The sequence below is a fragment of the Actinomadura sp. GTD37 genome (genome assembly GCF_041951365.1).
Classification (GTDB): Bacteria; Actinomycetota; Actinomycetes; order Streptosporangiales; family Streptosporangiaceae; genus Spirillospora.
Genome location: NZ_JBGNUS010000001.1, coordinates 2,546,723 through 2,571,623, shown reverse-complemented (window position 1 = coordinate 2,571,623; position 24,901 = coordinate 2,546,723). Strand labels below are relative to the sequence as shown.

General features: G+C 69.1%; 33 protein-coding genes, 1 tRNA gene and 1 pseudogene. 9 read left to right on the top strand and 26 right to left on the bottom strand.

Annotation, left to right across the window (positions count from 1 at the left end; all coding sequences use genetic code 11):
- Window positions 1-60 precede the first annotated feature (60 nt).
- The 15 genes from ACA511_RS12370 to ACA511_RS12300 all read right to left on the bottom strand — a co-directional run bounded on the left by ACA511_RS12370 (window position 61) and on the right by ACA511_RS12300 (window position 7,808).
- The gene (locus tag ACA511_RS12370) at window positions 61-465 is read right to left on the bottom strand and encodes a DUF4406 domain-containing protein (protein WP_375024287.1); all 405 of its coding nucleotides are present in this window, start codon (window positions 463-465) and stop codon (window positions 61-63) included.
- Entirely contained in the window at window positions 462-656 is a 195-nt protein-coding gene (locus ACA511_RS12365; RefSeq protein WP_375024286.1) for a hypothetical protein, read from the bottom strand. Before ACA511_RS12365 ends, ACA511_RS12370 begins: the two co-directional genes overlap by 4 nt.
- Window positions 653-1,432, bottom strand: a complete 780-nt coding sequence (locus ACA511_RS12360) for an exonuclease domain-containing protein (RefSeq protein ID WP_375024285.1) — start codon at window positions 1,430-1,432, stop codon at window positions 653-655. Before ACA511_RS12360 ends, ACA511_RS12365 begins: the two co-directional genes overlap by 4 nt.
- A complete protein-coding gene (locus ACA511_RS12355; RefSeq protein ID WP_375024284.1) occupies window positions 1,429-1,683 on the bottom strand; it encodes a hypothetical protein in 255 nt (84 codons plus the stop codon). Before ACA511_RS12355 ends, ACA511_RS12360 begins: the two co-directional genes overlap by 4 nt.
- Window positions 1,680-2,216, bottom strand: coding sequence for a hypothetical protein (locus ACA511_RS12350; protein WP_375024283.1), 537 nt, complete (start codon window positions 2,214-2,216; stop codon window positions 1,680-1,682). Before ACA511_RS12350 ends, ACA511_RS12355 begins: the two co-directional genes overlap by 4 nt.
- Window positions 2,216-3,616, bottom strand: coding sequence for a hypothetical protein (locus tag ACA511_RS12345; protein ID WP_375024282.1), 1,401 nt, complete (start codon window positions 3,614-3,616; stop codon window positions 2,216-2,218). The genes ACA511_RS12350 and ACA511_RS12345 overlap by 1 nt, the downstream gene beginning before the upstream one ends.
- 2 nt (window positions 3,617-3,618) lie before the next feature.
- Window positions 3,619-4,608 (bottom strand): hypothetical protein, encoded by a 990-nt coding sequence (locus ACA511_RS12340; protein WP_375024281.1) that lies wholly within the window; start codon window positions 4,606-4,608, stop codon window positions 3,619-3,621.
- Complete coding sequence (locus tag ACA511_RS12335) at window positions 4,605-4,832, bottom strand: hypothetical protein (RefSeq protein WP_375024280.1); 228 nt, start codon at window positions 4,830-4,832, stop codon at window positions 4,605-4,607. The genes ACA511_RS12340 and ACA511_RS12335 overlap by 4 nt, the downstream gene beginning before the upstream one ends.
- Entirely contained in the window at window positions 4,829-5,206 is a 378-nt protein-coding gene (locus ACA511_RS12330; protein WP_375024279.1) for a hypothetical protein, read from the bottom strand. Before ACA511_RS12330 ends, ACA511_RS12335 begins: the two co-directional genes overlap by 4 nt.
- Window positions 5,203-5,604 carry a hypothetical protein gene (locus ACA511_RS12325; RefSeq protein ID WP_375024278.1) on the bottom strand — a complete coding sequence of 134 codons (402 nt, stop codon included), beginning with the start codon at window positions 5,602-5,604 and terminating at the stop codon, window positions 5,203-5,205. Before ACA511_RS12325 ends, ACA511_RS12330 begins: the two co-directional genes overlap by 4 nt.
- The gene (locus ACA511_RS12320; RefSeq protein WP_375024277.1) at window positions 5,601-6,224 is read right to left on the bottom strand and encodes a hypothetical protein; all 624 of its coding nucleotides are present in this window, start codon (window positions 6,222-6,224) and stop codon (window positions 5,601-5,603) included. Before ACA511_RS12320 ends, ACA511_RS12325 begins: the two co-directional genes overlap by 4 nt.
- The gene (locus ACA511_RS12315; protein ID WP_375024276.1) at window positions 6,224-6,817 is read right to left on the bottom strand and encodes a hypothetical protein; all 594 of its coding nucleotides are present in this window, start codon (window positions 6,815-6,817) and stop codon (window positions 6,224-6,226) included. The genes ACA511_RS12320 and ACA511_RS12315 overlap by 1 nt, the downstream gene beginning before the upstream one ends.
- Complete coding sequence (locus ACA511_RS12310) at window positions 6,814-7,074, bottom strand: hypothetical protein (RefSeq protein ID WP_375024275.1); 261 nt, start codon at window positions 7,072-7,074, stop codon at window positions 6,814-6,816. The genes ACA511_RS12315 and ACA511_RS12310 overlap by 4 nt, the downstream gene beginning before the upstream one ends.
- Window positions 7,075-7,176: 102 nt before the next feature.
- Window positions 7,177-7,491, bottom strand: coding sequence for a hypothetical protein (locus tag ACA511_RS12305; RefSeq protein ID WP_375024274.1), 315 nt, complete (start codon window positions 7,489-7,491; stop codon window positions 7,177-7,179).
- On the bottom strand, window positions 7,491-7,808 hold the full coding sequence (locus ACA511_RS12300) for a helix-turn-helix domain-containing protein (RefSeq protein WP_375024273.1): 318 nt from the start codon (window positions 7,806-7,808) through the stop codon (window positions 7,491-7,493). Before ACA511_RS12300 ends, ACA511_RS12305 begins: the two co-directional genes overlap by 1 nt.
- A 224-nt stretch (window positions 7,809-8,032) precedes the next feature.
- Here ACA511_RS12300 and ACA511_RS12295 point away from each other — a divergent pair, with 224 nt between their 5' ends.
- The 3 genes from ACA511_RS12295 (at window position 8,033) to ACA511_RS12285 (ending at window position 9,415) form a co-directional block, all read left to right on the top strand.
- The gene (locus tag ACA511_RS12295) at window positions 8,033-8,554 is read left to right on the top strand and encodes a helix-turn-helix transcriptional regulator (RefSeq protein ID WP_375024272.1); all 522 of its coding nucleotides are present in this window, start codon (window positions 8,033-8,035) and stop codon (window positions 8,552-8,554) included.
- Between the two features lie 308 nt (window positions 8,555-8,862).
- The gene (locus ACA511_RS12290) at window positions 8,863-9,144 is read left to right on the top strand and encodes a hypothetical protein (RefSeq protein WP_375024271.1); all 282 of its coding nucleotides are present in this window, start codon (window positions 8,863-8,865) and stop codon (window positions 9,142-9,144) included.
- A 194-nt stretch (window positions 9,145-9,338) separates the two neighbouring features.
- Window positions 9,339-9,415: transfer RNA gene (locus ACA511_RS12285), tRNA-Arg, on the top strand.
- A gap of 9 nt (window positions 9,416-9,424) precedes the next feature.
- On the opposite strand, the gene ACA511_RS12280 is transcribed toward ACA511_RS12285, so the two are convergent.
- The 4 genes from ACA511_RS12280 to ACA511_RS12265 all read right to left on the bottom strand — a co-directional run bounded on the left by ACA511_RS12280 (window position 9,425) and on the right by ACA511_RS12265 (window position 12,104).
- Window positions 9,425-10,501: a tyrosine-type recombinase/integrase gene (locus tag ACA511_RS12280; protein WP_375024270.1), complete on the bottom strand. Its 1,077-nt coding sequence runs from the start codon at window positions 10,499-10,501 to the stop codon at window positions 9,425-9,427.
- 501 nt (window positions 10,502-11,002) lie between these two features.
- Window positions 11,003-11,350: a hypothetical protein gene (locus ACA511_RS12275; protein WP_375024269.1), complete on the bottom strand. Its 348-nt coding sequence runs from the start codon at window positions 11,348-11,350 to the stop codon at window positions 11,003-11,005.
- 70 nt (window positions 11,351-11,420) lie between these two features.
- Complete coding sequence (locus ACA511_RS12270) at window positions 11,421-11,618, bottom strand: hypothetical protein (protein ID WP_375024268.1); 198 nt, start codon at window positions 11,616-11,618, stop codon at window positions 11,421-11,423.
- 48 nt (window positions 11,619-11,666) lie between these two features.
- Window positions 11,667-12,104: an aldo/keto reductase gene (locus ACA511_RS12265; protein WP_375024267.1), complete on the bottom strand. Its 438-nt coding sequence runs from the start codon at window positions 12,102-12,104 to the stop codon at window positions 11,667-11,669.
- On the opposite strand from ACA511_RS12265, the gene ACA511_RS12260 reads away from it, so the two are divergent.
- Window positions 12,071-12,274 (top strand): hypothetical protein, encoded by a 204-nt coding sequence (locus ACA511_RS12260; protein ID WP_375024266.1) that lies wholly within the window; start codon window positions 12,071-12,073, stop codon window positions 12,272-12,274. The two genes, ACA511_RS12265 and ACA511_RS12260, sit on opposite strands and share 34 nt — an antisense overlap.
- 298 nt (window positions 12,275-12,572) lie before the next feature.
- Here the strand turns inward: ACA511_RS12260 and ACA511_RS12255 are convergent.
- The 4 genes and pseudogenes from ACA511_RS12255 to ACA511_RS12240 all read right to left on the bottom strand — a co-directional run.
- A pseudogene (locus ACA511_RS12255) lies at window positions 12,573-12,746 on the bottom strand (IS701 family transposase); the annotation flags it as partial.
- Between the two features lie 219 nt (window positions 12,747-12,965).
- Window positions 12,966-13,808, bottom strand: coding sequence for a hypothetical protein (locus tag ACA511_RS12250; protein ID WP_375024265.1), 843 nt, complete (start codon window positions 13,806-13,808; stop codon window positions 12,966-12,968).
- A gap of 94 nt (window positions 13,809-13,902) precedes the next feature.
- Window positions 13,903-15,258, bottom strand: coding sequence for a NucA/NucB deoxyribonuclease domain-containing protein (locus ACA511_RS12245; RefSeq protein WP_375024264.1), 1,356 nt, complete (start codon window positions 15,256-15,258; stop codon window positions 13,903-13,905).
- Entirely contained in the window at window positions 15,255-15,773 is a 519-nt protein-coding gene (locus tag ACA511_RS12240) for a peptidase inhibitor family I36 protein (RefSeq protein ID WP_375024263.1), read from the bottom strand. The genes ACA511_RS12245 and ACA511_RS12240 overlap by 4 nt, the downstream gene beginning before the upstream one ends.
- Before the next feature lie 596 nt (window positions 15,774-16,369).
- On the opposite strand from ACA511_RS12240, the gene ACA511_RS12235 reads away from it, so the two are divergent.
- Window positions 16,370-18,355: an ISAs1 family transposase gene (locus tag ACA511_RS12235; protein ID WP_375024262.1), complete on the top strand. Its 1,986-nt coding sequence runs from the start codon at window positions 16,370-16,372 to the stop codon at window positions 18,353-18,355.
- Here ACA511_RS12235 and ACA511_RS12230 read toward each other — a convergent pair.
- From ACA511_RS12230 to ACA511_RS12220, 3 genes are all read right to left on the bottom strand, one after another.
- On the bottom strand, window positions 18,343-18,594 hold the full coding sequence (locus ACA511_RS12230) for a hexameric tyrosine-coordinated heme protein (RefSeq protein ID WP_375024261.1): 252 nt from the start codon (window positions 18,592-18,594) through the stop codon (window positions 18,343-18,345). The two genes, ACA511_RS12235 and ACA511_RS12230, sit on opposite strands and share 13 nt — an antisense overlap.
- Entirely contained in the window at window positions 18,591-18,893 is a 303-nt protein-coding gene (locus ACA511_RS12225) for a WhiB family transcriptional regulator (protein ID WP_375024260.1), read from the bottom strand. The genes ACA511_RS12230 and ACA511_RS12225 overlap by 4 nt, the downstream gene beginning before the upstream one ends.
- A 90-nt stretch (window positions 18,894-18,983) precedes the next feature.
- Entirely contained in the window at window positions 18,984-19,460 is a 477-nt protein-coding gene (locus tag ACA511_RS12220) for a hypothetical protein (RefSeq protein ID WP_375024259.1), read from the bottom strand.
- 560 nt (window positions 19,461-20,020) lie between these two features.
- Between ACA511_RS12220 and ACA511_RS12215 the strand changes: the two genes are divergently transcribed.
- The 4 genes from ACA511_RS12215 (at window position 20,021) to argF (ending at window position 24,583) form a co-directional block, all read left to right on the top strand.
- The gene (locus ACA511_RS12215) at window positions 20,021-20,821 is read left to right on the top strand and encodes an alpha/beta fold hydrolase (RefSeq protein ID WP_375024258.1); all 801 of its coding nucleotides are present in this window, start codon (window positions 20,021-20,023) and stop codon (window positions 20,819-20,821) included.
- A gap of 147 nt (window positions 20,822-20,968) precedes the next feature.
- Window positions 20,969-22,396 carry an amino acid permease gene (locus ACA511_RS12210; RefSeq protein ID WP_375024257.1) on the top strand — a complete coding sequence of 476 codons (1,428 nt, stop codon included), beginning with the start codon at window positions 20,969-20,971 and terminating at the stop codon, window positions 22,394-22,396.
- 13 nt (window positions 22,397-22,409) lie between these two features.
- Window positions 22,410-23,636, top strand: a complete 1,227-nt coding sequence (locus tag ACA511_RS12205; RefSeq protein ID WP_375024256.1) for an arginine deiminase — start codon at window positions 22,410-22,412, stop codon at window positions 23,634-23,636.
- 14 nt (window positions 23,637-23,650) lie between these two features.
- Window positions 23,651-24,583 (top strand): ornithine carbamoyltransferase, encoded by a 933-nt coding sequence (argF, locus tag ACA511_RS12200; protein ID WP_375024255.1) that lies wholly within the window; start codon window positions 23,651-23,653, stop codon window positions 24,581-24,583.
- The last annotated feature ends 318 nt before the right edge of the window (window positions 24,584-24,901 follow it).

Here is a 24,901-nt window from a genome sequence, read left to right as displayed (position 1 = left end):
GGGCCTCGCCCTTCGAAGCGGTGCGGGCGGTTTTGCGCCAGACGCGCGTCCCCTCGGGCCTCATGACGCCGCCACCTGCTCCCAGGTGACCCGGAACGGCGACTCGGCCCCGTACGCGAGGAACGGCCCCAGCTCCCACACCGGCAGCTTCAGCGCCAGCGCGCACGCCACCTCGGCGCGGACACCCTGCGACGCCTGCCAGCCCGGCAGGACCACGACCGCGTCGGCCTCCTCGCAGATCCACGACAGGTCGGCGTTGAGGACCTTGCGGAAGTCGAATCCGGCCTCGGCGAGTTCGTGCTCGGTGCCGACGGTGTCGGTGAAGTCGAACCCGTTCGCGGTGTCGTGCTCGGCCGGGGAGAACACGTGGTGTCCTGCGTCGCGCAGCAGGGTCGTGGCCCGATGGAAGGCGGGGTGGTTGAAGTCGGCGTAGCCGCGCATCGGCCCGGCCAGGTAGATCCTCATGACGCCACTCCCTGCGGGGTTTCCAGCTGGCCGCCGCAGCGGCACGGCAGTACCCGGGTGTCGCACCACGCCAGGAACTGGCCGTAGGACACCGAGTCCGTCCGCGTCCCGCACGAGACGCAGACGCGGTCGCCGGCGTGCACCCGGAACAGGCCGGTCACGACGGCGGCGAAGCCACGGAGCGCGCTCACAGCAGCGCCCCCTGAGCCTCGAAGGGACGCACTGGCCACGACCCATCCAGCCGCTCGGCCTCGTCCGCCCGGCCCTGCCCTCGCAGCCACTGCCCGTAGTCCACGGTCTGGTCCCGCTTCCACCGCACCTGCGCGGCATGCAGCTCCGGCAGCGACATGCGGGCGAGCTCGGGCTTGCGGTCGCACATCTTCCACGCCACCCGCGCCGCCATGACCGCGTCGTAGGTGGAGTCGTGCGCGGCCTCGTCGTCCCAGGGGATGCCGAGCACTTCGGCGCAGGTCTTGAGGATGTGCGCGCCCTGCGTGGGGCTGGGCTTGCGGCGGTACTTGTCGAACCGCTTGGAGATCACGAACGTGTCGACCACGTGGAGCGGCCGCGCGCCGAGACGCTCCTCCAGGAGGCGGACGCCGTTGCGGCGGGACTCCCGGTCCAGGAGGGACAGGTCGTAGCCGCCGATGTTCTGCCCGACCAGCGGAGCCGAGGGCTCGTCCAGCAGGGCGGTGGCGAGCATCTCGACGATGAACTCGACGCCGTCCGCCGGCGGCATGGCGCCCTCGTACGTCTGGACGCGTTCGGTGGTCCAGCCGTGGATCGCGGCGGCCTCGGCGGGGATGGGGATGCCGGGGTTGATGACGACGTCGATCGTCTCCGGGGGCCGCTTCCCAGTGCCGTCGATGAGGGCGATGCAGGCGGTGACGATCCGGTCGTTCTCGACGTCGAGGCCCGTGCTCTCCAGATCGAACGCTATGAGTGCTCCGCGATGCCAGCCGCTCACGGCGTGACCTCCAGGATCCGGTCGCGCCAGTTGAGGAACTCGATTAGCGGCGACCGCCACCCGCCCAGCGGGTCGATGGACGCGGCCTTGAGCGGGACGATCCGTGCCGGGTCGATCTCCTCCGTCACGAACCGGGCGAACCGTTCGGCGACGTCGTACTCCTCGAACGGCCCGTAGTAGACGGGGCGCTCGGCGATGAGGAGCACGGCCCACATGTCGATGCCCGCGTCCGGCGTCTGCGCGGCGGTCATCGCGTCCACTCCGGCGCGCAGTCCCGGCACCGGCACATCTCGTTGATGTCGCTGCGCTTCGGGCATTCGGTGACGTGCCGCTCCCAGCACGTGCACGTCCCGCCGTCTTCGCGGATCGCGCAGTCGGACCAGTGCTTGGCCAGCTCGCCGGCGTTGTCCGGCAGGTCCTTCATGAGGGCCTGGTAGAGGGGGGTGGACTTGATCCACGCCTCCGGGTCCTCTGCGCGGGACGCGGACGCGGCTTCGAGTTCCCGCTCCACACCGGCCGCCGCCGCTTCGCTCGGTGCGAGGGAGAGCATTTGCCCAGTGACTTCGCGTGCCTTGGCGTGCCAGATCGCGCGGTGCTCGCCGAGCTCGTAGGTGAGGACGTAGTGGCGGGCGTTGCGGGTCAGGAACCGGGCGGTGTTGAACCGCCAGGCCGGGTCCATGTCGGTGATCTGGATGGGCGGCTTGCCGTTGGGGAGCCAGATCTCGCCCTGTTGGAAGAGGGTGAACAGGGCGCGGGCGGTGCGGAATGGGTCGTCGGTGCTCATCAGAACGGCACCCCGCTCTCGTTCTGCGCGGGCTGGATGGTTCCGGCCTTGATGTCCGCGAGGAACCGGGCGAGCTGGTCCGCCGTCGCGGTCGCCGGCGTCACATCGTGGTCGGACAGGAGCGTGCTCTCGATCTCGCTGGTGCGGTCGCCGGGCCAGGCCGCGACGATCTGCGCCCACAGCGCATCCCGATCCCCCACCGGCTCCGGCTCGGCAGGCGAGTCGAGCGCACGGCGGCGGCCCAGGAACGCGGCCGTAACGTCGTCGTCCTCGTCCGTCAGGTCCTTGCAGAACCCGTCGGCCTGCGCGGCGTTCAGCGCGGCCGTGAGGTCGTCCAGCGTCCGGGCCTGGAACGCGGCCTTGATGTGCGCGGCGCGTGGATCCTCGGCCGAGCCTGGACCGTTCGCGCACTCACAGGTCGCGGCGCACAGCGAGTGCTCGCCGTCGTGCTCCACGCAGGAGCACCCGCCACCGGGCCCGGTCTCCTGCGGTGCCGCGGGGTTGCCCTGCGCGGGCTGGGTGAGGCGGGTGCGGGCGGCGACGAACGCCTGCCACACCGCGTCGTTGTCCTTCGCGAACCCCGACCGCTGCGCCTCGGCGAGTGCGGCCGTCAGTTCCTCGATGGTGGTGCAGTCGGCTGCGGCCTGGACGAACTCCTCCGCCGACCGGGACGGGGCCCCGATCGCCGGACGGCCCGCGACGACCGCCGCCCGCTGACCACCGGCCACCGCACCTTGCGCCGCGCCAGAGAACAGCTCCCCCGGCGACAGATCGACGTCGATCTTCGGCAGCATGAACCGGGCCGTCTTCCCGTCAGCGCGGACGACGGACTTCTCCTCCATCGTCAGCCAGCCGTCGATGTCCCCGCGCGCCCGCGCCAGCATCTCCACCGTCGCCGGCAGTTCCGTCGTGGCGTAGTAGGAGTGGGTGGTCAGCAGCCACACACCCAGGCCCCGGACGTCCGTCAGCATCACGTTGAGGCGCGTGGTGATCTGGCATTCGCGGGCGGTCGGGTCACACAGGCAGGCCGTGTCGCCCTTCTGCTCGCGCTGCCCGTCGCACCGCCGGACGCACTTGGAGCCCTTGTACATCTCGTACCAGGCATCCAGCACGTTGTTCATCGGCGGGATGATCACCGGGACGCGGTCGACGTCGGAGTAGACCTCCCACTCCTTCGGGCCGCCGTTGGCCGGGGTCCACTCCTGGACGGTGCCGCCGTACAGGGCGGCGACCTGCTCCAGCAGGGGCTTGCTCGGGGAGGTGAACCGGAACTTCGACAGCTTCTCCGGGCGCATGATCGGGCGGCCGGTCTTCTGCGACACCTTGCCGGTGTCGACCACGTGGCCGATACGGATCTCGCCGAGCTGCCGCATCCGGCGCTGAAGATCGATGATGGGCATGCTTAGGCTGCCTTCCTGATCTGGGAGTTCTTCGGTGGCGTCAGCGCCGGGCCGACGATCGTCTTGGCGCGGCCGGTCTGGAACTCGGCCACCGCGCGGATGTGCTTGAACGCCTCGAACACGTCGTCGCCGCAGTCCAGCGGGTACAGCCGGTAGCCCTCCGGCCGCAGGTGCAGGACCACGCCGATGGAATGCCGCTCCGGCAGTTCGACCCGGGTGCCGTCACGCAGCCACCCGTACGGCGCCTTCCGGTACGCGGACATCTGCACGCCGGCCGTCGGGTACACGCCGCGGACGTCACCGTCGTAGGTCGTCTCGTCGAGTTCCCCGCCGGTCTTGGTGTCGCCGGGGATGTCCATGTCGGGCGGGCAGCCCAGCGCCGCGGCCAGCAGCGGGGACCGCAGGAGGTAGTCGAGGGTGCCGGCGTACTCCTCCAGGTAGTGCGCGACGACCATCTCCGAGGCGGTGAACTCGACCTGCCAGTCCCGGACGAACGCCTCGAAGTGGGTGATGTACGGGGCCATCTCCTCGTCGGCGAGGATGTCGGCGGGGATCGGCTGGCCGAGGACCTTCGCTTCGATGATGTTGTGGACGGCGGTGCCGAGGTCGGCGCGTTCGTCGCGCTTGCGGGTGTGGGCGCGCTTGAGCCAGTCGAGCGCGTTCTTGCGGGTCTCGGGGGTGCGGGCGGCGCGGACGAGGGCGGGCAGGAAGTCCATCGCGGTTTCGGCGACGAGCTTCCCGGCCCAGTGGATCAGCGCCTCTTTGGGGCTGCCCTGGTTGAGGATGGTGGTGACGGAGCGGAGGTCTACGTTCTCGATGCGGCAGCGGTAGAACCCGGACTTGGAGCGGCGGGGAATGCGTGCCTTGCCGACGGGCTGGTAGGAGCCGTTGCAGGGGGTGGGGCGGCCGTGCTTGGTGAGGGCGCCGTCCTTCTTGACGCGTTTGTCTTCTCCGCAGACGGGGCACGTGGCGGTCTCGGTGGCGGTGGTCACTGCCTGCCCCCCTTGAGTGGCGCCCACCGGTGACCGGGCTGGCGGTAGACGAGGTAGGCGTCGGCGTCCCGGTGGCGGCGGATGTCGAGTAGCCGCCCGCACGCGGCGGTCAGGGTCGTGCAGCGCCACACGGTGTGGGTGGCCATCTGCCGGGCCCAGAAGTGGACCCCGTACTCGACGTCGGTCTGCGCCTCGGGCGGGGAGGTCTGGGGTTGCGCGGTCATCGGCCGGCCTCCCTGGCGGTGGCGGCTGCGGCGCGCAGTTCCCGGACGGCATCCTCGGCGGTGCGGCCCGTGTCGTTCCACATCGCGATGGCCAGCGTCTTCGCCATCCATCCGCCGAACCGCGGGGTCAGCTGCAGCCGGTTGATCATGGCGTCGATGGCTTCGGCGAGGGTCCCGGTCGGGTCGTCGGTCTCGATGTAGCTGGGGGCGTAGCCGGCTGCGATTGCGAGGGCGCCGCCGACGCAGACGGGGCAGTCCCATGGGGGCTTGAGGGCGTCGGGTTCGTACCAGGTGCCGGTGGCCAGGCCGTTGGTGTGGATGGTGTCGGCGGCCTTGTCGAGGATCTGCGACAGCAGCAGGACGGTGGTGCTCATCGGCCCGCCTCGGCTTCCTTGCGGGCGGCGCCGCGCAGCACCCGAACCACGTCGCCCTCCGTACGGTCCGGAACGTCGTTCCACCCGGCACCAAGAACCTGAACCATCCGGTCATGCGGAAGCTCAACGTCGCCGATGAGGTGGTCCAGGCCGAGGTGCGCGGCAACCGCCTCAGCCGCGTCGAGAGTCACGTCGCAGAGCGGCTCGGAGTGGTACCGGCCGGCGGCGAGATTGATCGAGGCGAGGACGCAGACAGGGCAGTCGGCCTCGTCGTAGTCCTCATCGGACGGGTCGCCCGGGGCGATCCAGTCGTCCTTGGCCAGGCCGCGGACGGCGACGATGTCGGCGGCTCCGTAGAGGAGAGCGGAGGGCAGCAGGGTGGTGGTGTCGGCGGTCATGGGGTGCTCCCGTCCCGGTCGGTGCGGGTGGTCTGGGTGCGGGCGTGCTGGATGCGGGACTGCTCGGCGCCGCGGCGGCGGGCGGCGAGGCGCTGCACGATCTGGTGGATCTGGTAGTCGGTGACGTCGAGCTCGCGGAGCACGGCCTCGGCACGCTCGGCGCGCTGCAGGGCTTCGTCCCGCTCGGCCTCGGCCTCCTGGATGCGCTCGACGTACACGACCGCGGCGGCGCGGCCCTGCTCGATCCGCTGGCCCATACGGTTGCTTTCGCGCTCGATGCGGCGCCGGGTGTGTGCGGCATCGTCCAGCTCGGAGCGGAGCCGCTGCAGTTCCGCCTTCGTGCACCGCGCGCAGCCGGGCAGTCCGGGGACGCACAGCCGGTCGGTGCAGGTGGCGCAGAGGGCGGGAGTTTCGCCGGGGGCGAGGGCACCGGGCGGGACGAACGCGGCCAACTGCTCGCGGGCGGCGTCTCGGAACTCGGCCATGAACCGAGCGGTCAGGGTGGCGACCTCGTTGGCGTGGACGCTGACGATGTCGTCGTGGCCGTAGTCGAGCGCGACGAGGTTGAGCTCGACGCGGAGCTTCTCGGCCCACTGCTCGGGGGTCATCGGGTCGGCCATCACGCACCGCCCGTCAGGCGCATCCGCGCGTCGGAAGTGAACCGCCACGCCGAGACCGCGAAGTCCACGAGCAGCTGCTCCAGCCGGTGCTCGGCGACGAACGCCAGGTTCGCCAGCGCCGCCGTGACCTTCTCCTCCGCGAGCTGCTCCAGCAGCTCCGGGTCCGCGTCCGGGTACTCGGACGCCCCGGACCGGCAGGACGTCAGGTCCAGCAGCTCATCGCGTGCGCCGTCCACGTCGCGGTCCAGGCCCACGATCGCGTCCCAGTTCCGCGCCTGGATCGCCGCGACGACCTTCGCCGCCACGAGCAGCTCCGGGTACAGCGTCCCGGCCGCGCGGACCGCGACCTTCGGCGTGACCCACTTGGTGAGGATCTCCGCGACGCACGCCGGGACGGCCTCGCAGGCCCTCACGGCGGTGCCGCGCAGGCCGATCCCGTCGACCAGGTCGGAGAACGCCGAGTCCCGCTCGCCGGCGGACAGGTGCGGGGCGATGTCGGCGAGGGTGTCCTCGGCGGACATGCCGGGGAAGCTGATGGCCTGGTAGGCGATGGCCTCTATCTGGTGCCGCTGGTCGGTGACGGTGGTGGTCATCGGGTGACCCCCCGCCCGGTCCACAGCGCGCGCAGCACCCGGCAGCAGGCGGCGAGGCCGAGCCCGGCCGTCAGCCAGGTCATGCCGTTGTCGCCGTTCGCGAACATCAGCGCGGCGAGCGCGAGGGCGAGGTACGCGGCGGCCGTGTCGGCCAGGATGCGGCGGCCGGCCGCGGCGGTGATCGCGCAGATGAGGAGGCCGAGGACGATGCCTATCTGTATGGCCAGGTCTGCGGTGTTGGGGGTGGCGTGAGCCACGGTGTCCTCCCTATGGTTTGTTGCAGGTGACGGGACGAGGGATGTCCTCCCGCTCGTCACCCGCCCCGGCCTGGTTCCAGCAGGTCGGGGCTTCTTGTTCTGCTAAGCGGCTGGCTGGTCTCCTTCACGAGCAGCCTTCGCCGCGGCCTCCTCGCTGCGCTTGCGGCGGGAAGCGGCGGACTTGAGCGCCATCTGCTGCATGTGCGCCTTGTGGCGGTTCTTCGCGGCCTTGAGCTGGTCGGCCGCGGACATGTCGGGGTGCTGGGCCTTGGCCCAGTCGCGCCAGTAGTCCAGCGAGACCGGCGACTTGCGGTGGCCGTGTGAGGCCCGAGCAGTGCGGTTGGGGGTCATGGCCCAGCCGACGTTCGCGGCGATGCGTGCGGACCGGCTGCGGGCGGTGGGGTCTTTGGCGGCCATCACTCGTCGTCCTTCCGGTGCGTGAGCGCCAGCTCGACCCCGGGGATGACGTTGACGACGCCGTCGGGGAAGAGGTCGTGGAGGATCGCGTCGGTGGTGATGCCGTAGATGCGGGCGAGGTGCGGGACGAGCGCGAGCTGGGTGGCCGGCTTGGCGTGGCCTCGCTCGATCTTCGACAGGAAGCTGTGCGCCCGGCCGAGGTTGGCGCCCACCTGCGCGAGGGACTGGTGGTGCGCCTCTCGAAGGGACCGGAGGAGTGCGCCGATGCGGGCGGCCTCGGGGTCGGGCTCTTCGTTGAGCTCGTGGGCGGTTGGCATGTTCCGAAAGTACCGGCACTTATTGGAACATCGCAAGCCTGTTCGGGGGGGTTTTCGGGGTGTGATCCAAGATCTTTGGAACAGCTGTCCGTGGTAGCCCGGGTTTTAGGGACTGGCGTGAACCGGGGATGAGGGTCACACGTCTAACCGGAACGGGTGAACTTTGCTCCCAAACATGCGCCCGATGTTCCAAAATGTGACGGCAGCGGGCAGACTGATGGGCCATGAGCCGACAGGACGATCGGTCCCGCCGCGTTGCGCGCTATGTGGCCGCACGCCGAAACGATCTTGGCCTCTCCCAGCGAGGACTCGCTGAGCGGGCCGGGATCAACCACAAGACGGTCCATGCGGTTGAGTCGGGCAAGCACTGGCCGCAGCTTGAGACCCAGCAGAAGCTTGAGCCAGCGTTGGGCTGGGACGATGGCGACATCGTCCGGATCGCCGACGGCCGCTTCCCGGCGTCGGGGCCGCTCCCCCAAGATGACCCCGATGGCGCCATCGCCGCCGCGCTGGCCGGCGGCCCGGATGACCTTGAGACCAAGATCCGGGCGGTGATCGCCGACCTGCCGGAGCGGCACCGGCCGGTGGTGGAGGAGTTGTACGAGCAGCTGCTCGACTCTGAGCGGCAGCGGGAGAGGTTGCTGAACCGGATTCTGACGCGGCCCCAGCAGGATGGGTCCTCCCCGGGGACGCCGGAGGGCGGCGCGTCATCGAGCCCGAGTAGCGCGCTACCGGGTAAATCCTGATCGTGTGGATCTTGACTGAGTGATCTTGCCCCGTGTCGTGTTGATCTGGGGTCTCTTGGTTTGGCCTATCTAAGTAAGTGACTTCCGACGCGCGGCTACCATCTGGCACAAGTCGCCCTCTGTGCACACAAAGTGACAAATATGTAACCGGGGGGATGACAAACGCATCAGTGGACAGCAGACTCACCACTTACACGATCCGGACGACCGATAAAGACGTCGGTGTCGGACGTTCCGCCCACTCCCGGCCGGGCGGAACATCCATGCAGGGGGTTCCCGGGTCCCTCATAGAAGGGGGAGTCACTGGCATGATGACGAGCCGCGCGGTGGATCTTGCCGTCTTCGTGGTGTGCGCCGGGGTCACTGGAGTATGGGGCCTGCTCCAGCACGACAGGCTCTACGAATTCCTGCTGTTCCTGGGGCTGGCGTTCCTAGTCCGCCACCAGGTGCGGCGCCCCACTCAGGAGACAGACGAGTCCGTCCAGCGGATCAAGCGAATCACGGCCCTGTTCTACGCGCAGGGTCTCCAGCACGGGGCCAGGCGGCCCCACCTCGAAGGGGATGACCAGCAGCCAGTGAGGGATGGCTGAACTCATAGGCCGGAGGTGGCGTCGCCCGACCCGCCCGTACGCCAGGATGCTCCCTGAGCCCTCCCCGGCCCGATAGGACACAGAGCCGCGCGTGGGCTCCCCCGCCTGCCCACGCGCGGCTCTCTCATTGGCTGGTTAGAGGGTCGCACGTTGGCTGGCCGGGGTAGTAATCTCCACTTCGGCGACGAAGCCTGGCCCCGGTAGCTCAGTCGGATAGAGCACCTGACTTCTAATCAGACGGTCGCGGGTTCGAATCCTGCCCGGGGCGCCACCCTCATCCCTAGTATCGGTCGGCCGGAGCCTGCCGCTGGTGATTACGGCGGGCCCGCTCCTTCGCCGTCGCCTCGGTGTACCGGCGGACCATCTCCGGGCGCTTCCACCCGAAGTTGAGCATGACGTCGGTCTCGCTCATGCCCGCCTCCAGGCAGTCCGTGGCGGCCGTCCGGCGGAACCGGTGCGGATGCACGTCGTCTACCTGGGCCTGCCGGCCGCGGCGCTTGAGCATCTGCTGGATCCCCGATTCTTTGAACTGCCCCCACCGGCCGAGCCACAGCCATGGCTCGTCGGCGTCGGGGTGGTGGGCGCGGCCGCGGCGGATGTACTTGTCGATCGCGGACGCGGCCTTCTTGCCAACTGGGGCGATGTACTCGTCGCCGCCCTTGAGGCGGATCCGGATGCGGTACTGGCCGAGCTTGAGGTCGTGGGTGTCAGGGTCGTCGGGGATGTAGCGGACGCCGGCGATGCCGCCTACGCGGGGCCCTATGTCGAGCAGGAGCCGCATGATCGCGTGGTCGCGGAGGTCTTCGAAGGTGCTTCCGTGCTTGCAGGTCTTGAGCAGCTTGCCGATCTCGGCTTCGGTGAAGGGCGGGAACTCGCGCCGGGAGGTGTGCGGCTTGTCGTCGTTGTCGACGGGGCCGGGCGCGTCGACGTGGCCCTGCTTGACCAGCCATCGGAACAGTGCTCGCAGGTTGCGGAACTGCTTTTCGGCGTTCCCTGCAGAGGTGCGCAGTCGTTCATGTGCGAGGAAGAGGCGGACGTCTTCGACGTCGACCAGCTCCACGGTGGGGACGTCCCCGGTGGGCGGGCCGCCCGGGCGGACGGGGCAGGGTTCGATGGGGTCGCCGGCGCAGATGCAGCGGTCGCGGTTGCTGAGCCAGTGGGTGAAGGCGCGGATGGTGTCGCGGTAGGAGCGGATGGTCCCGGCGGCGCGGCCGCGGGAGTTGAGGGCGAGCTCCCACGATTCGACGGCTTGGGTGAAAGAGAGCCCGTGGGGTGCGGTGCGTGCGGGGGTGCGGCGGTGGCCGGGTTTGCGGCCGGGACGGCGGGGCTGGAGGGGGATGATTTCTGCGTCGGGCATGGGGATGCTCCCTCGGGGGTGCGAGAGCTGTGACCGGTCTAGACTTGGGCCTGTTCTCGGACGGGCCTGTTCTTAGAGAATCCTGCGCTATACGAACTACATGCGATGGAAAGAATCTTGTGGGGTTCCGTGTTTGTGCAGGTAGCGGCGTAGATTCTGGTCACAGGTTGGCTCTCGGGTTGCGGGTCGGACTTCTAATCCGACGGTCGCGGGTTCGAATCCTGCCGGGCGCGCCACCCCCTGACCTGCGGTTTTGCCGTCACCAAGATCCAAAAATTGCGCCCGACATGCCCGGGTTCATCCCCGTGTTCGCTCGATGTTCGCTCGTGTGTCGGCGCCGTGTCGTCGATCACGCGGGAGGGCAGCCGCCCATCGTCGTCAGCACCCCGAACGGCCACGGCGGGCTCGCACCACGAGAAACGCCGCCCGGGCAGGGACCTGCGGCCACACGACCGGGAGTTTGCATGCAGCGAAGAGCCGGTGTCCGCCGCCGGAGTTGACTCAAGCGCGGACACCGGCTCGGTCGAGTTCGGTGGCCACCTTCTCCTTGCGGAGCTTGTCGTTCTCGATCTCGGCCTGGCTGCGGGCCGGCTTGCGGGTCTTGGGCTCCAGCGCTTTCAGGGCCCCGCCCTTGCGGGCCTTCCGCCATTCGGAGATGTGCGAGGTGAGCAGCCGCTCCCGGCGCAGCAACGCGCCCCTGCTCTGGGCGTCGGCCTCGTCGTACTCCTCCAGAATCGCAAGTTTGTACTCGGCGGTGAAGGTCCGCCGCTTCGGTCGGCCCGAGCCCGAGCCGCTGGAGGAAGTACCCACCTGGTCATCATGCCCGGCCGTGCCGGTCAGGTCGGTCATGCTCAACGTCATTGTGAAGAAGACCCGTCTCTCCCTGCTCATGCTGGCTACAACTCATTCGTCCCTTGTGTCACACCAGCCTGGCAGAGAGGGAATCGTCACGACCTTCGGGGGCGTCATGACCAGCCGCAAGAACCACGACCAGCGTCTCACCGGGACGGCCGAGGACATGGGCACCGGCCGTGCGCTGAATGTCGCCGAGCGTTTCTTCCAGCTCCTCATGGCGAGTCCGCAACCGCTGGCTGTGGATGGAAGCGCGATAGGGCATGGCCTCCCTGCCCGCTCCGTGGACTTGGGCGAGCTTCAGACGTTCCTTCTATCGCCGACCGCATCCGATGAGCTGAAGGACGCGGTCGGCGGCTGGTGTGAGTTCGTGTGCGCCGTAGCTGTTGTCGTCGGGGTTGATGGTGACGCCGGGGGCGACGATCTGGTCGACCCTGTCGAGGACGTCGTCGGGCAGCGCGATGTCGGCGGCAGGCAGGTACGATTCGAGCTGCTCCATGGTGCGGGGTCCGACGATCGCGCTGGTGATGGCGGGGTGGTTGATGACGAAGGTGATCGCCATCTCGATCAAGCTCATCCCGGCCTGCTCGGCGATGTCCTCGACGACGTCGAGCTTGCGCTGGTTCGCGGGGCTCGACATGTCGAAGCGTGCGGACGGCCGCGCACTGGAGGCCGGCGCTGAGGCGGAGTCCTTGCGCCAGCGGCTTCGTCCCGGTGATGATCCAGGACATCGGCACCCAAGGGCACTCACTGCTGCTGGGCCCGCTGTTCGCCGCGGTCCTAGCCCAGGGCGGAGCGGCGGCGGCCGTGTTCTTCAAGACCCGCAACCAAGACCTCAAGCGGATCAGCGGTCCGGCGACGGTCTCGGCGTTCCTGGCCGGCATCACCGAACCCGCGATCTACGGGTCACACTGCGGCTGAAGCGCCCCTTCGTCTACGGGTGCATCGGCGGCGCGGCGGGCGCCGCGATCGCCGCCGCGGGCAAGTCCGCGGCCGACAGTATGGTCATACCCGGCGCGCTGACCATCACCTCCACCGTGAACATCGGGAACTTCACGCTCCAACTCATCGGCTGCGGCGTCGCCATCGCATTCGTCCTCACCATGTTCGCCGGCTCCAAGGACCTGCCCCAGGAAGAGACGGCGACCGCGGGCGGCAAGGTGCCGAGCGAGGACCGCCGGCACACCAGCGTCCGGACGGCCGCCATCGCGGCCATGGTGTCCCATTTGGCGGCGTTCAGCAGGTGCTGCATCTTGCCGGGCGTGGCGTCCCCGGCATGCTCGGCGATGGCCCAGCAGTTCTTGCGCGGCAGGTCGCCCATCAACGCACGCACGTACTTGCGGGCCTGAACGCGGGGTCCCCACCTGCGGAAACACCCGGCCATCAAGCCCATCAACTCATCGAGAAGACCGCGGATGGCCCAAACCTCTACCATGGCGGCAGCTCGGACTGCCGTACTAGCTAGGGCCCCGGAGGGCGTTGGATGCCTGTCGGGCAGAGCGTCAGCCGAAGGAGTGTTCGGCGTCGCGGTTGCAGAAGCCGTAGACGAGGCCGAAATGCCGGAGTATTGCTTTGCTCGGGCGCGGGCGGGCTGGGTCGGCCAGGTACTTTGTTAATCCGTCGGTGGCGATGAAGGGCGTTTGAGTTCGACGGATGGCGCCGCGTGCCCCGGCCACAGCTGCACCCTGTGTTCTTCCTCGGCGTTGCCGGAGCTGCGCACGCTCAGCCGTACCCGGTACACCACGTTCGGCCATACCTGGGTGGACAGCTCCGGCAGCACTGTCCCTTCCTGGTCGGGGACGGCGAGGATCAGTTCTGGGTAGGGGTGGCTGATCCACTGCTGGCTGATCTCTCCGACGTATGCCCATGGTGTGAGGTCGGTCTCTGGGGCGTCGGCCCGGATTTGCATCGTCACGTCCACGGCGGGAGTGCCGGTGGCGATGGACAAGCCCCGGCCAGGCACGGCGGCGCGGATCGGTAGCCCGATGGTGGCGTCAGGACGCCCGTAGGTGAATCCAGTGCGCCAGCCTCCGCGGGGCGGCTGGAACAACGTGTAGTAGCCGGCTTTGCCGGGCTCCAGGTGCTGCTGCACGGTGGTGGGCTGCCCAGAATGTGCAGGCAGGTCGTGACCGACTTGGGTGAGCACAGTGTCACGGGCCTGTATACGTTCGGTTGCTTCGTCTTCGTCCCCGGTCTGCAGCCTGGTCAAGGCATCCTTATCAAGCTCGGCAACAACCACGTCCCACTGCCGGATAGTGAGTTCCACCCGTACCTCTTGCCCGTCAAGGTCATGCCAGCCGAGGACGCTCTTGACGGCAAGAGAGTCCTCAGCGATCCCGCGCGGGTCACCCCACTGCGGTTCGGTGGTGATGCCCGAGTCCAGGGCCAGGGAGATCGTGTTGGCCTGCGCGGGAGAAAGGGTGACGGCGACCGCATCGCCGTAAATGAAGGACATGCAGCTCACACTCCTCTTGCTAGGCAGCAGGAAGCAGCGGCCAGGGTACCGTTCGGAGACGACACCCTGACCGCTGTCAGGCGGGGCACTCAGATCAGTACTGGGAGCATTGTTTCGTCGTCGGGATCTGGCTATCGGCTGGGGCGTTGGTGACCCACACCCAGTACGGGTCGCCCTGGATGTATGTACCGCCCTCGTTGAGTGCCGGCAGGATGCGGTTCTCGCGGAACAGTCTGTTGTTCAGGGCATTGCCGTGCGCGGTGTTCTCCGTAAGGGGGAGGAACGCGCACGAGAACCGTGGGTTCTGGGTTCCGCCCTCCTCGCTGGAGGCGTACGGGTACTCGTCGCATGACAGCCCGAGCGATGACGCTTTCTGCTGGTATGCGGTCGTGCAGATCGTGGCGCGGTTCTGGTCGTGGGTGATGGGGTCGGCGCGGTGCAGAGGGTTGCCGTACTGAATGTCTCCGTAGTGCTTGAGGTTATCGCGCACCCTGATTGCGTACAGGTTGTGCTTGACCACCTCTCGGTAGTCTCCGTATTTCGTGTCCGCGACGTTGTAGTCCATGTAGAAGGTTGCGGCGGCGGCGTTGCCCATGTAGAAAACGCAGCCTTCTCCGCCGATATAACTCTCCTTGTCACAGCGCACGTTAAACGGATCGTTGGCCGGCGAGGCCGGGGTGAGAACGGCTCCGTCGTCCACACTCAGAGCCAGTTTGATCTGCGGGTTGGAGTATTGGATGCTCACACCGGTCACGGGGGGAATCGAAGTCGGCATCTCGTAGTAGGTGTACACGCTTGGGGCGATTTTCTTCCGAACAGGATCCGGTATCGTGCATTGGTTTGTTGCGCAGGTGAGCGAGGCGATGTAGCCGGGGCCCACCTGTACAAGTTCAGGCGAAAGCCACAGCGGCGTTATGCCGACCTGCATCAGCCACGTTCGGTTGCTTGCGCTGAGTGTCGCCCACACGTCCGTCCGGACCTGTCCATGGACCGTGACAGTACCGTCCTGAAGGATCTCGATCTGCCTGACGGTTTCGTAGCAGGCATGGAATCGGTCGTAGTTGGTCTGCCCCGGCTTGCTGGAACACAGCGCTTGCGGCGGGGTCGGGTCAGCAGCTCTGCGCTGGACCGTTGCGGGGGCCTTCGCTGCCTTCTTCGGATCGATCGTTCTCAGGCACAGGCGCGCCTCGCGACCTTTGAAGCGGATGGCACCACAGTCTTCCTGCCTGACAGTGTCGCCACGCTGGAGTCGTTCCAGGTAGCCCTTGACTTTAGCCGGGTCGTTCGGATCCCGGCGGGCCGTCAGCGAGTCGGCCGTGGTGGGGGTGCTGGTCGCTGGGATGTTCGCCGGGTTGTGCGGGCTGGGTGTGAAGGCGGTCAGGGTCACCGACAGCGCAGCAGCGATTGCTGCGACCAGAAGGGGAAACCGACGTCGTCTCATCGGCGTCATCCGCAGAACGTCTCGAACGCGTCGGCCTTGTTGTCGGCGCCACCGACGCCGGTCGATTCAGCACCCGGGTTCTCGGTCCACAAGGTGGCCGGCGGCTGGGTGGCCTGGTCGTAGACCAGCACCGTGTTGGTGGAGTAGTTCTGCCAGGAGGAGGCGGCGTCGCCGAAGCCGTAATCGGTGAGGTACTGCCACAGGCCGGCGGCGCCGCAGTCGTGGAAGCTGAGTTTGCGGCCACCGTAGCTGGTGGTTTCGAAGAAGCAGTACCAGCCCGAGCTGCACACGCCCGCGGCGGCGCCGGCGGTGGGGATGGTCAGGACGGCACCGTCGCCGAAGATGATCGTTCCCGGTGCCGTTTGCCGGGCACCAGGGTGCTCGGCCACGACTTGGTCGACCTGCCGCTGCACGTCTCGCGTGTTGCTGGTTGAGGCCTGCGCCGGCGCGGTAAGCATCGCTGCGGTGGCCATGGCGGCGGTGGCGGTGAGGGTGACGGCTCGGGGAAGGTGGGGGGTCTTCATGCTGTCCCTTCGCGAAAGGACGCCTGCTCGGCCTGTGAAATCGAACAGAGCGCCGAAGTGATCTTGCACCCTTGAAGCTAGATCAACTCACTTCGGGCACCCTAGAAGGGAACAGGCAAAGGATCATTTACCCACACCCCTCCCTGGGAGGACAACATCCGGCCATATTTGCAGTAAACCACCCGCGTGACATTGACGTCAGCGCGTTCTTAACATTAAGAACGCAAGAGAGCATCAAGCTTCACACACGAATCACTGGCCCACCATGACAGCATTCGACGATTCAGGGTTCGGCGATGACCGTATTGGTCTTATCGACATCAACCAAAACCACTCACGCCCTTTACGTAGCAACTTTTAAATCCGTGGGTTGTGGGTTCGAGTCCCACGCGACCCACCACCCCTGACCAGCACAAACATGGCTTCGACAGCCCGCCGGTGATCATGCCTGGGGCCAACCAACCTGAGGCCATCCTGGGGCCAGGGCTCCGGCGTAGTGGAAGTGACGGCCTGATTGTCCGGTTCGATCAGCCGGGTTGAGGGCCCGGAGATGCGTGCAGGCACGGCCTCCGCGATCATGAAGTTGTCTACGCCTCGTGATCACAAGAGAAGACCGTGCCTGCCTGTTCATCATCGCTGATCTTGCCGTCCTTGGCGACCTGGCCGGGTTGCCGGCCGCTGACCGTGAGGTGCTGGCGGGGAAAGTTCCGCAGCTCATGGCCCATCTGGCATGGGTTCCAGACCCTCGGGACCCACGTGGAGTGCGGCACTCGCTGTGCTCACTGCTGGCCGTGGCCGTCGCAGCGGCGCTGACCGGTGCGACCTCGTTCGCAGCGATCGGCGAGTGGGTCGCCGACGCTCCGGCCGATGCACAGTCGGCCCTGGGCGTCCGGTACGACCCGTTGTCCCGCGCGCACCAGGCGCCGGACGAGGCGACCATCCGGGACGTGCTGGACGCGACCGCGTTCACCGCGGCGACCGGCGCGTGGCTGACCAGCCTGACCCAGGTGCAGGCCGACACCGGGCAGGCCGCGGCGGGGCCATCGCCGCGTAGGCCGCGCCGCCGGTCGATCCAGGTGGACGGCAAAGCGCTGCGCGGCACCCGCCATCACACCGCCTCCGGCCGGGCCCGACACCCGCTCGCCGCCTGCACCGGCCGGCACGCCACCGTGGTGGCCCAGATCGAGATCGACGGCAAGACCAGCGAACTGGCGGCGTTCGAACCGCTGCTGCGGCCCCTGAACCTGACCGGCACCGTCGTCACCGCCGACGCGCTGCACACACAGCGCGAACACGCCCGCTTCCTGGTCCAGGACAAAAACGCCCACTTCATCCTCGTGGTGAAGAAGAACCAGCCGTCGCTGTACCACCAGCTCAAGCGGCTGCCGTGGCGGCAGATCCCGATCGGGCACACCCAGGACCGTCACGGGCACGGCCGCACCGAACGCCGCTCGATCAAGGTCACGGCCGACGGGCAGGGGCTGCTGTTCCCGCACGCCGCCCAAGCGATCCAGATCACCCGCAAAACGCGGCCCCGCCACGGTGGACGCTGGAACACCGTGACCGTCTACGCGATCACCAGCCTGCACCCCCACCAGGCCACACCCGGCGAACTCGCAACCTGGATCCGCCAGCACCGGCAGATCGAGGCCCTGCACCATATCCGCGACGTCACCTACCGCGAAGACGCCTCACAAGTACGCACCGGCAGCGGACCCGCCATCATGGCGGCCCTGCGCAACCTCGCCATCTCGATCCTGAAACTCTGCGGCTGGACCAACATCGCCCAGGCCAACCGCAGACACCTCCAAGACGCCCACCGCTGCCTCGCCACCCTGGCCTCACAACCGGACATTACGGCCCATAACGCGAGAACGCCGGAGCCGTGGGAGCAGGTGCCTCTGGTTCCAGATCAAGATGCGGTCGAGGAACTCGCGGGGGCAGGTCCGCACCCTCCGCTCCATCACCGCGTTCATCCTCGGCATCCGCACCCCGGTCAGCACCGTCCGAACGCCGACATCGGCCAGAACGGCGTCGAACAGCTCAGGGAACATGCCATCCCGCACCAGTCGCAGTACCAGCAGCCGGATGGAGCGAACGGTGGGCGGTCGGCCCGGCTCGCTCGGGTCTGGACCCGGCGGCATGCCGGACCCGCGATCAGGTCCCGGTGCCAGCGCAGCACCGTGTCCGGCCGCACCAGCAGCCGCATCCGCCGCCGCGCGCCGGAAGGCAACCGGTGCAGCAGCGCCGCCACAAGCGCCGGTTCCGGCGCGACCTGCTCACCGGAACCGGGTCAGCACGACGTGGATCCGGCGGTACCCGTAGGCAGCCAGGCGCACATGTCGATGAATCACGTCGAACTCCTCCTCCAGGCCGCTCCGGCCGTGCATTTCCTGATCGCCCCGCTCGGCGTCCCGTCCGCCAGGGCGGTCCGCCGAGCGGAACGTGACCGTCCCGGCGCGACCGGCACCGCGGCGAGCGCTGCCGCCCCGTGCCGTGAGCGCGCCGGCACGTGGACGAAGGTCCGTCTGCCATGGCTCTCTCGTTCGGTGGCTTCGCTGAGGCCCTGTCAACGCCAGTAGTGATTGGCGGCGGCGATGGTGGCGAACTCGATCGCGACCACCTGCGCCGCGGCGATCAGCCCGAGCGCGTCGCCGTCGTAGCCGGGCCGCCCCGCCCGCAGGGTCTCCAGATCCGGCTGGATGTTGTGTACGGTGCGGCGGGCCAGGGTGATGGCCAGCGCCCTGCCCTCCTCCGGTGTCTCGGTGATGAGGGTGCCGCCGGGGACGCGGACCATTTCCTCTTCGGGTAGACGGGTCATGCGGCATCGGCCTTCCGAGTGGGAGGTTGAGCGGGATCGGCTGCGGGACGGGGGGTCCTCCGGGCCGCCCGGAGGCGGCGGCGCTCGCCCGGGGTGGTGCCGGCCCAGATGCCGTCCGGCTCACCCGTGGCCAGGGCCCATTCCAGGCAGAGGTTCGCGGCGGGGCAGGAGGCGCAGATCTGGCGGATCGCCGCGATCCGTGTCGTGTACACGGTCTCCCCGGCCACCGGGAAGAACAGGTCGGAATCGAGCGAACGGCACGACGCCTCCTCCTCCCAGTGCAGGGTCGACTCGGTCATGGCCGCGCCCGCGCGGGCAAGGGCCGTCCGGCGCGGTCTGCGCCGGTGCCGTCGTTGGTCGTCACTGGTCCCTCCAGTCACTGCTTCGTTTCAAGGCGACGTCAACAAAGGTCGTCGGTACGGGTATGGGGGAGATCCGGGTTCGGCGAACTCCATGGGCACTACCGTCATCAGCGCCGACGGCCGCGGCCACTCATTGCGCGCCTTCATCCGGGTGACCAGCCTGGTGCTCCCGCCGGGCAGCGGGGTCAGGCACCGGGCCCACGTGCGGTTCGGCATGCGCCACAAGAGCCAGGACGGCTCGGCTAAGCCGTCGCCCCGGAACGGCGTCGGCTCGGTGGGCCTCGGGACCGTGGACGGCCACTGGCCCACCCGGAGGTCCTGCAGTTCGGGGACGATCCGCCGGACGTTGGGACGGGGGAAGTCGTCAAGGTCGCCGGCGTACCAGCCGGCCCTCCGGTACCCGACCTGGACCAGCCACGGCCGCACCTCGTCCGGGGCGGCGTCGATGGTGATCGCACGGGTGGCGCGGTGCTGGGCCCGGGAGAGCAGGCCGTCGCCGCGCATCTCCCGGGCCGCCTCTCCCGGAGTGGCCCCCGGTTCAGGTGCCAGCACCGTAACAGCGGTGCGGCCAGGAACCATGGCAGATCGACGACGGCGTCATGGATCTGGCCCGCGAGACCCGCCCCGGTCCTCGGCGGTATCGCCCAGTTCCCCACGTTCGGCCGCTCCGGCGCGTCCTGCCGCCGGCCGGCACCTGGATGGGCGGGGAACTCGCTCACGAGGGACCCTCCGTTCGTCTCGTTTGAAACCCGCGTACAGCACGACCGGACAGCCGGTGAAGATGTGACACCTCGCTGGCGTCCCGTCCCGTCATGGGCGGTCCCCGGGGTCGCGGGTCCGGCGGTGAGCGGCGGCGTCGACCCCCTTTGCGCGGCGGCCGGGTGTCACAGGGCGGGCCGATGCCCGGTCTTACAGATCAGTCGCCCATCACCCGCTCGGCCCCGACTGCACCAGCGGCCACGGCGTGGACGGACGAGTCATCCGCGTCATCCGAGTCATCACCACGAACCGTTTCGCACCTGTCCGCCGTCGGAACCGTCCCTCGCACAGAACAGGGCAGGACCATGACCAGACCCGGTCCCCCCGCATTGCTCCCTACCGGCAGACGGCCCGCCGTCGCCGCGATCCTCCTGGCCGCGGTCGCCCTGGTACTGGGGAGTCTCAGCCCGGCGAGCACCGTCCACGCGCAGGAAGGCGGGCCGGGGACCCCCAGGCCCACGATCGTGCTGGTGCACGGGGCCTGGGCGGACGCCTCAAGCTGGAGCAAGGTCATCACCCGGCTCCAGCGGGGCGGGTACACGGTGGCGGCGATCGCCAATCCGCTCCGCTCGCTGTCGGGCGACGCCGCCTACGTGCGGACCCGTCTGGAGACCCTCACCGGCCCCATCGTGCTGGTCGGGCACTCCTACGGCGGCGCGGTGATCACCAACGCGGCCACCGGAAACCCCGACATCAAGGCACTGGTCTACGTCAACGCCTTCGCACCGGACCAGGGCGAGACCCCCACGGCGCTCGCGGGCCCCGACTCGGCGCTGTCGGCCCCCGACCCCACCACCGTGTTCGACTTCGTTCCCAACACTCTCCCGCCCACCCCGGCGACCGACCTGTACCTGAAGAGGGCGACCGTCTTCGCCTCGTTCGCCACCGGCCTGAACCCGCAGGACAAGGCCCTGCTGGCCGCCACCAGCGACCGGCCACCATCGGCGCGCTCAACGAGCCGTCCGCAACCCCGGCCTGGCGGACGATCCCGTCGTGGTACCTCATCGGCACCAACGACAAGATCATCCCGCCCGCCGCCGAGCGGAAGATGGCTCAACGGGCCGGCTCCACCATCACCGAGTACAACGCCGGGCATCTCGGCCTGATCTCCGACCCAAGGACCGTCACACGGCAGGAGGCCGCCCTGTCGTACCTGGTGACCAGCCGGACCCGCGCAGCGGCCCGCCCCCTGCGAGGACAGACCTGATGACCGGCTGCGACCGCGGCACTCCGCCGCACCGAAGGAGGGACTCATGAGCGAGAAACCTGTCCGGCGGAAGTTGGGGTTGTGGATGGCCACGGCCCTGGTGGTGGGCAACATGATCGGGTCGGGGGTGTTCCTGCTGCCCAGCTCGCTGGCGGAGTATGGGCCGATCAGCCTGGTCGCGTGGGGGTTCACCGCGGCCGGCGCGGTCCTGCTGGCGCTGGTGTTCGCGCGGCTGGCGCGGGCCTACCCGCGTACCGGTGGCCCGTACGCCTACGCGCGGCGGGCGTTCGGTGATTTCGTCGGGTTCCAGACCGCGTGGGGGTACTGGATCGCGGTGTGGGCGGGCAATGCGGCGATCGCGGTGGCGTTCGTCGGTTACCTCGCGCACTTCTGGCCGGCGCTGGGCGACGACAAGATCCTGGCCGCGGGAGTGGGCCTGGCTGCGATCTGGCTGCTGACCGGGGTCAACGCCTACGGCGTCCGGGAGGCCGGCGCCGTCCAGGTCGCCACCACCGTCATCAAACTGGTGCCGCTGCTGATGATCGCGGTGGGCGGGCTGTTCTTTGTCAAGTCCGGCAACTTCGGCGAGTTCAACGCCAGCGGCGGCAGCGCGTTCGGCGCGGTGACCGCCGCGGCGGCGCTGACGCTGTGGTCGTTCATCGGGCTGGAGTCCGCGACCGTGCCCGCCGAGGACGTCGCCGACCCGCAGAAGACCATTCCGCGCGCCACCGTCGCCGGGACCGCGGTCACCGCGCTGATCTACATCCTGGGCACCGTCGCGGTGCTGGGCCTGGTCCCGGCGGCCGCGCTGGCGACCTCGACTGCGCCGTTCGCCGACGCCGCCGACGCCGCGTTCGGCGGCTGGGCCGCCGACCTGGTCGCCGCCGGCGCCGCGATCAGTGCGTTCGGTGCGCTGAACGGCTGGATCCTGCTGCAGGGCCAGGTCCCGCTGGCCGCCGCCCGCGACGGGCTGTTCCCGCGCGTGTTCGCCCGGACCGGGCGCGGCGGCACCCCGATCGTCGGGCTGGTGGTGTCCAGCGTGCTGGTGACCGGGCTGATGCTGATGAACTACAACGCGAGCCTGGTCGACCAGTTCACCTTCATCATCCTGCTGGCCACCCTCACCACCGTCATCCCCTACGCCTACGCATCTCTCGCCGACCTGGTGCTGCTGGCCACCGACCGCACCGCCTTCTCCAGCCGACGCCTCACCCGCGACGCCGTCATCGCGCTGCTGGCCTTCGGCTACTCGACCTGGGCGATCGCCGGGGCCGGCTACGAGGTCGTCTACAAGGGCACACTGCTGATCTTCGCCGGGATGCCCGTCTACGCCTGGCTGAAGTACCGCGCCCATAGCACGCACGTCCAGGAGGTGGAGGCCGAGGTCGAGGAGGCGGTGGAGGAGGCCGAAGAGTACGGCCCGCCGCCGCTCGGCCTGCCCGACCAGCCCGAGCCGCCCGTCCACGCCGCCTGAAAGGACTGCCTTCGTGTTCGCCGTCTCCTCCGAGGTCGGGCGGCTGCGGCAGGTGCTGCTGCACCGCCCCGACCTGGAACTGCTCCGCCTCACCCCGGCCAACAAGGACGACCTGCTCTTCGACGAGGTGCTGTGGGCCAAACGCGCCCGCCAGGAACACGACGTGTTCGCCGACACCCTCCGCGAACGCGGCGTCCAGGTGCACTACCTCGCCGACCTGCTCGCCGAAACCGTCAAGATCGACCAGGCCCGCGCCCAGATCCTCGACCACACCGCGTCCGAGACCGCGCTCGGGCCGACCCTCGCCGGCCCCGTCCGCTCCGTACTGGACGACATGGAGCCCCAGACCCTGACCCGCCACCTGATCGGCGGCCTCACCAAGGCCGAGCTCGGGCTGTCCGCGCACAGCCTGCTACTGACCTCCATGGACGACGGCGACTTCGTCCTGCCGCCACTGCCCAACCACCTGTTCACCCGCGACCCGTCGGCGTGGATCCACGGCGGCGTGACACTGCACCCGATGGCCAAACCCGCACGGCGCCGCGAAACCGTCCACCTGGCCGCGATCTACCGGCACCACCCGATGTTCACCGGAACGCAGTTCCCGGTCTGGTATCCCGGCACCGACTTCGCCCTGCCATCACTGGAAGGCGGCGACGTCCACGTCCTCGGCGACAGACTGGTCCTGATCGGGATGACCGAGCGCACCACCCCGCAGGCCATCGAACTGCTCGCCCAGCGGCTGTTCACCGCCGGCGCCGCGCAGCGGGTCATCGCCGCCGAGCTACCGCGCCGCCGCGCGTTCATGCACCTGGACACCGTCATGACCATGGTCGACCGGGACGCCTTCACCGCCTATCCCGGGCTGCCGGCACTGCGGTCCTACACCCTTACGCCCGGCCAAGACCAAGGCAGGGAGGTCCTCGTGCACCAGAACGAGGCGCTGTTCCCGGCGATCGCTCGCGCCCTCGGCCTGCCCCGCGTGCACGTGCTGGCCGCCGAGCAGGACGTGCGCGCCGCCGAACGCGAGCAATGGGACGACGGCGACAACGTACTGGCCCTCGAACCCGGCGTCGTCGTCGCCTACGAACGCAACGTCACCACCAACACCATGCTCCGCCGCCACGGAATCGAGGTCATCACCATCCCCGGCGGCGAACTCGGCCGCGGCCGCGGCGGCCCCCGCTGCATGAGCTGCCCCCTGCAACGCGACCCGGCCGACGACCAAGCGACCGCGTGAAAGAGATGACACCGATGAAAGACCTGCTCCGCATCACCGACCTGACCGGCGACGACCTGACCCTCCTGCTGGAACTGGCCGCCGACTCCCAGGGCACCCCCGGCACCGCCCCCTCCCTGCTCACCCACCAGATCGTCCCGATGTACTTCGCCGAACCGTCCACCCGCACCCGGCTGTCGACCGCGGCCGCGGTCACCCGGCTCGGCGGCACACCCGTCACCGTCGGGCCCGACGAGCTCCAGCTCCGCCGCGGCGAGACCATCGCCGACACCGCCCGCGTGATGGGCTCCTACGCCGCCGCGATCGTCATCCGCACCTTCGCCGACGCCGACGTCGCCGACCTGGCCGCCGCCGCACCCGTCCCGGTGATCAACGCGCTCACCGACGGCCACCACCCCCTGCAGGCCGTCGCCGACCTGCTCACCATCAGCGAACACTTCGGCCACCTGCTCGGCCACCGCATCGCCTACCTCGGCGATCCCGGCAACGTCGCCCGCAGCCTCATGGAGGCCGCCGCACTCGCCGGAATGGACATCGCCCTAGCGGTCCCACCCGGATACTCGCCCGCCGAGGAGGCCCTGGCGTTCGCGACCACCGAGGCCGAACGGCGCGGCGGCAGCGTGCTGGTCACCCACGACGTCGCCGAGGCGGTCAAGGGCGCCAGCGTGGTCTACACCGACGTCTGGATGTCCATGGGCGACCCGGAACAAGAGCGCGGACGCCGCATGAAGGCGCTCGCCCCCTACCAGGTGAACGAGCACCGCATGGACTACGCCCGCGACGACGCTGTCTTCATGCACTGCCTGCCCGCACACCGCGGCCAGGAGGTCACCGCCGACGTCCTCGACGGCGGACGCTCGCTGGCCTTCCGCCAAGCCGCCAACCGCCTGCCCGCCACCCAGGCCGTCCTGTACGCACTGCTCACCGACCGGCTGGCGGGTCGGTGATGAGGATCGTCGCCGCCCTCGGCGCGCTAACCGACGCCCCCGCGCTCCTGTCCGGAACTGCCGGCACCCGAATCGAGGCCGGCTGAACGCCACACCGGGCACAGGCGGCATCCGCGCCCGGTTCCCGACCAGACGGCTGTCGGGGCAGCGGTTCTCCCAGCACGAAGCCGACCGCGGGCCCCTACCCGTACGACGACGCCCAGGAGTGGGACCGCAAGCCGATGCCTTGACGCGTTCGGCGGTGGTCACCGTGCTCGTCGGTTCCACCGCCGGGCGGGCCCGTGTCACAGAACGCCGCCGAATCCTCATGGTCCTTGG

Excerpts from the sequence above, each read along its gene's own strand:
- ACA511_RS12260 (WP_375024266.1), top strand. The coding sequence starts at position 12,071 with ATGATCCAGGACATCGGCACCCAAGGGCACTCACTGCTGCTGGGCCCG.
- ACA511_RS12220 (WP_375024259.1), bottom strand. The coding sequence starts at position 19,460 with ATGCGCGGCGACGGCCTGCTCTCCCGGGCCCAGCACCGCGCCACCCGT.
- ACA511_RS12330 (WP_375024279.1), bottom strand. The coding sequence starts at position 5,206 with ATGAGCACCACCGTCCTGCTGCTGTCGCAGATCCTCGACAAGGCCGCC.
- ACA511_RS12355 (WP_375024284.1), bottom strand. The coding sequence starts at position 1,683 with ATGACCGCCGCGCAGACGCCGGACGCGGGCATCGACATGTGGGCCGTG.
- ACA511_RS12240 (WP_375024263.1), bottom strand. The coding sequence starts at position 15,773 with ATGAAGACCCCCCACCTTCCCCGAGCCGTCACCCTCACCGCCACCGCC.
- ACA511_RS12335 (WP_375024280.1), bottom strand. The coding sequence starts at position 4,832 with ATGACCGCGCAACCCCAGACCTCCCCGCCCGAGGCGCAGACCGACGTC.
- ACA511_RS12210 (WP_375024257.1), top strand. The coding sequence starts at position 20,969 with ATGAGCGAGAAACCTGTCCGGCGGAAGTTGGGGTTGTGGATGGCCACG.
- ACA511_RS12305 (WP_375024274.1), bottom strand. The coding sequence starts at position 7,491 with ATGGCCGCCAAAGACCCCACCGCCCGCAGCCGGTCCGCACGCATCGCC.
- ACA511_RS12275 (WP_375024269.1), bottom strand. The coding sequence starts at position 11,350 with ATGACCGACCTGACCGGCACGGCCGGGCATGATGACCAGGTGGGTACT.
- ACA511_RS12245 (WP_375024264.1), bottom strand. The coding sequence starts at position 15,258 with ATGACGCCGATGAGACGACGTCGGTTTCCCCTTCTGGTCGCAGCAATC.
- ACA511_RS12320 (WP_375024277.1), bottom strand. The coding sequence starts at position 6,224 with ATGGCCGACCCGATGACCCCCGAGCAGTGGGCCGAGAAGCTCCGCGTC.
- ACA511_RS12250 (WP_375024265.1), bottom strand. The coding sequence starts at position 13,808 with ATGTCCTTCATTTACGGCGATGCGGTCGCCGTCACCCTTTCTCCCGCG.
- ACA511_RS12280 (WP_375024270.1), bottom strand. The coding sequence starts at position 10,501 with ATGCCCGACGCAGAAATCATCCCCCTCCAGCCCCGCCGTCCCGGCCGC.
- ACA511_RS12295 (WP_375024272.1), top strand. The coding sequence starts at position 8,033 with ATGAGCCGACAGGACGATCGGTCCCGCCGCGTTGCGCGCTATGTGGCC.
- ACA511_RS12270 (WP_375024268.1), bottom strand. The coding sequence starts at position 11,618 with ATGCCCTATCGCGCTTCCATCCACAGCCAGCGGTTGCGGACTCGCCAT.
- ACA511_RS12325 (WP_375024278.1), bottom strand. The coding sequence starts at position 5,604 with ATGACCGCCGACACCACCACCCTGCTGCCCTCCGCTCTCCTCTACGGA.
- ACA511_RS12345 (WP_375024282.1), bottom strand. The coding sequence starts at position 3,616 with ATGCCCATCATCGATCTTCAGCGCCGGATGCGGCAGCTCGGCGAGATC.
- ACA511_RS12370 (WP_375024287.1), bottom strand. The coding sequence starts at position 465 with ATGAGGATCTACCTGGCCGGGCCGATGCGCGGCTACGCCGACTTCAAC.
- ACA511_RS12350 (WP_375024283.1), bottom strand. The coding sequence starts at position 2,216 with ATGAGCACCGACGACCCATTCCGCACCGCCCGCGCCCTGTTCACCCTC.
- ACA511_RS12225 (WP_375024260.1), bottom strand. The coding sequence starts at position 18,893 with ATGACCGAGTCGACCCTGCACTGGGAGGAGGAGGCGTCGTGCCGTTCG.
- argF (WP_375024255.1), top strand. The coding sequence starts at position 23,651 with ATGAAAGACCTGCTCCGCATCACCGACCTGACCGGCGACGACCTGACC.
- ACA511_RS12300 (WP_375024273.1), bottom strand. The coding sequence starts at position 7,808 with ATGCCAACCGCCCACGAGCTCAACGAAGAGCCCGACCCCGAGGCCGCC.
- ACA511_RS12230 (WP_375024261.1), bottom strand. The coding sequence starts at position 18,594 with ATGACCCGTCTACCCGAAGAGGAAATGGTCCGCGTCCCCGGCGGCACC.
- ACA511_RS12215 (WP_375024258.1), top strand. The coding sequence starts at position 20,021 with ATGACCAGACCCGGTCCCCCCGCATTGCTCCCTACCGGCAGACGGCCC.
- ACA511_RS12315 (WP_375024276.1), bottom strand. The coding sequence starts at position 6,817 with ATGACCACCACCGTCACCGACCAGCGGCACCAGATAGAGGCCATCGCC.
- ACA511_RS12290 (WP_375024271.1), top strand. The coding sequence starts at position 8,863 with ATGATGACGAGCCGCGCGGTGGATCTTGCCGTCTTCGTGGTGTGCGCC.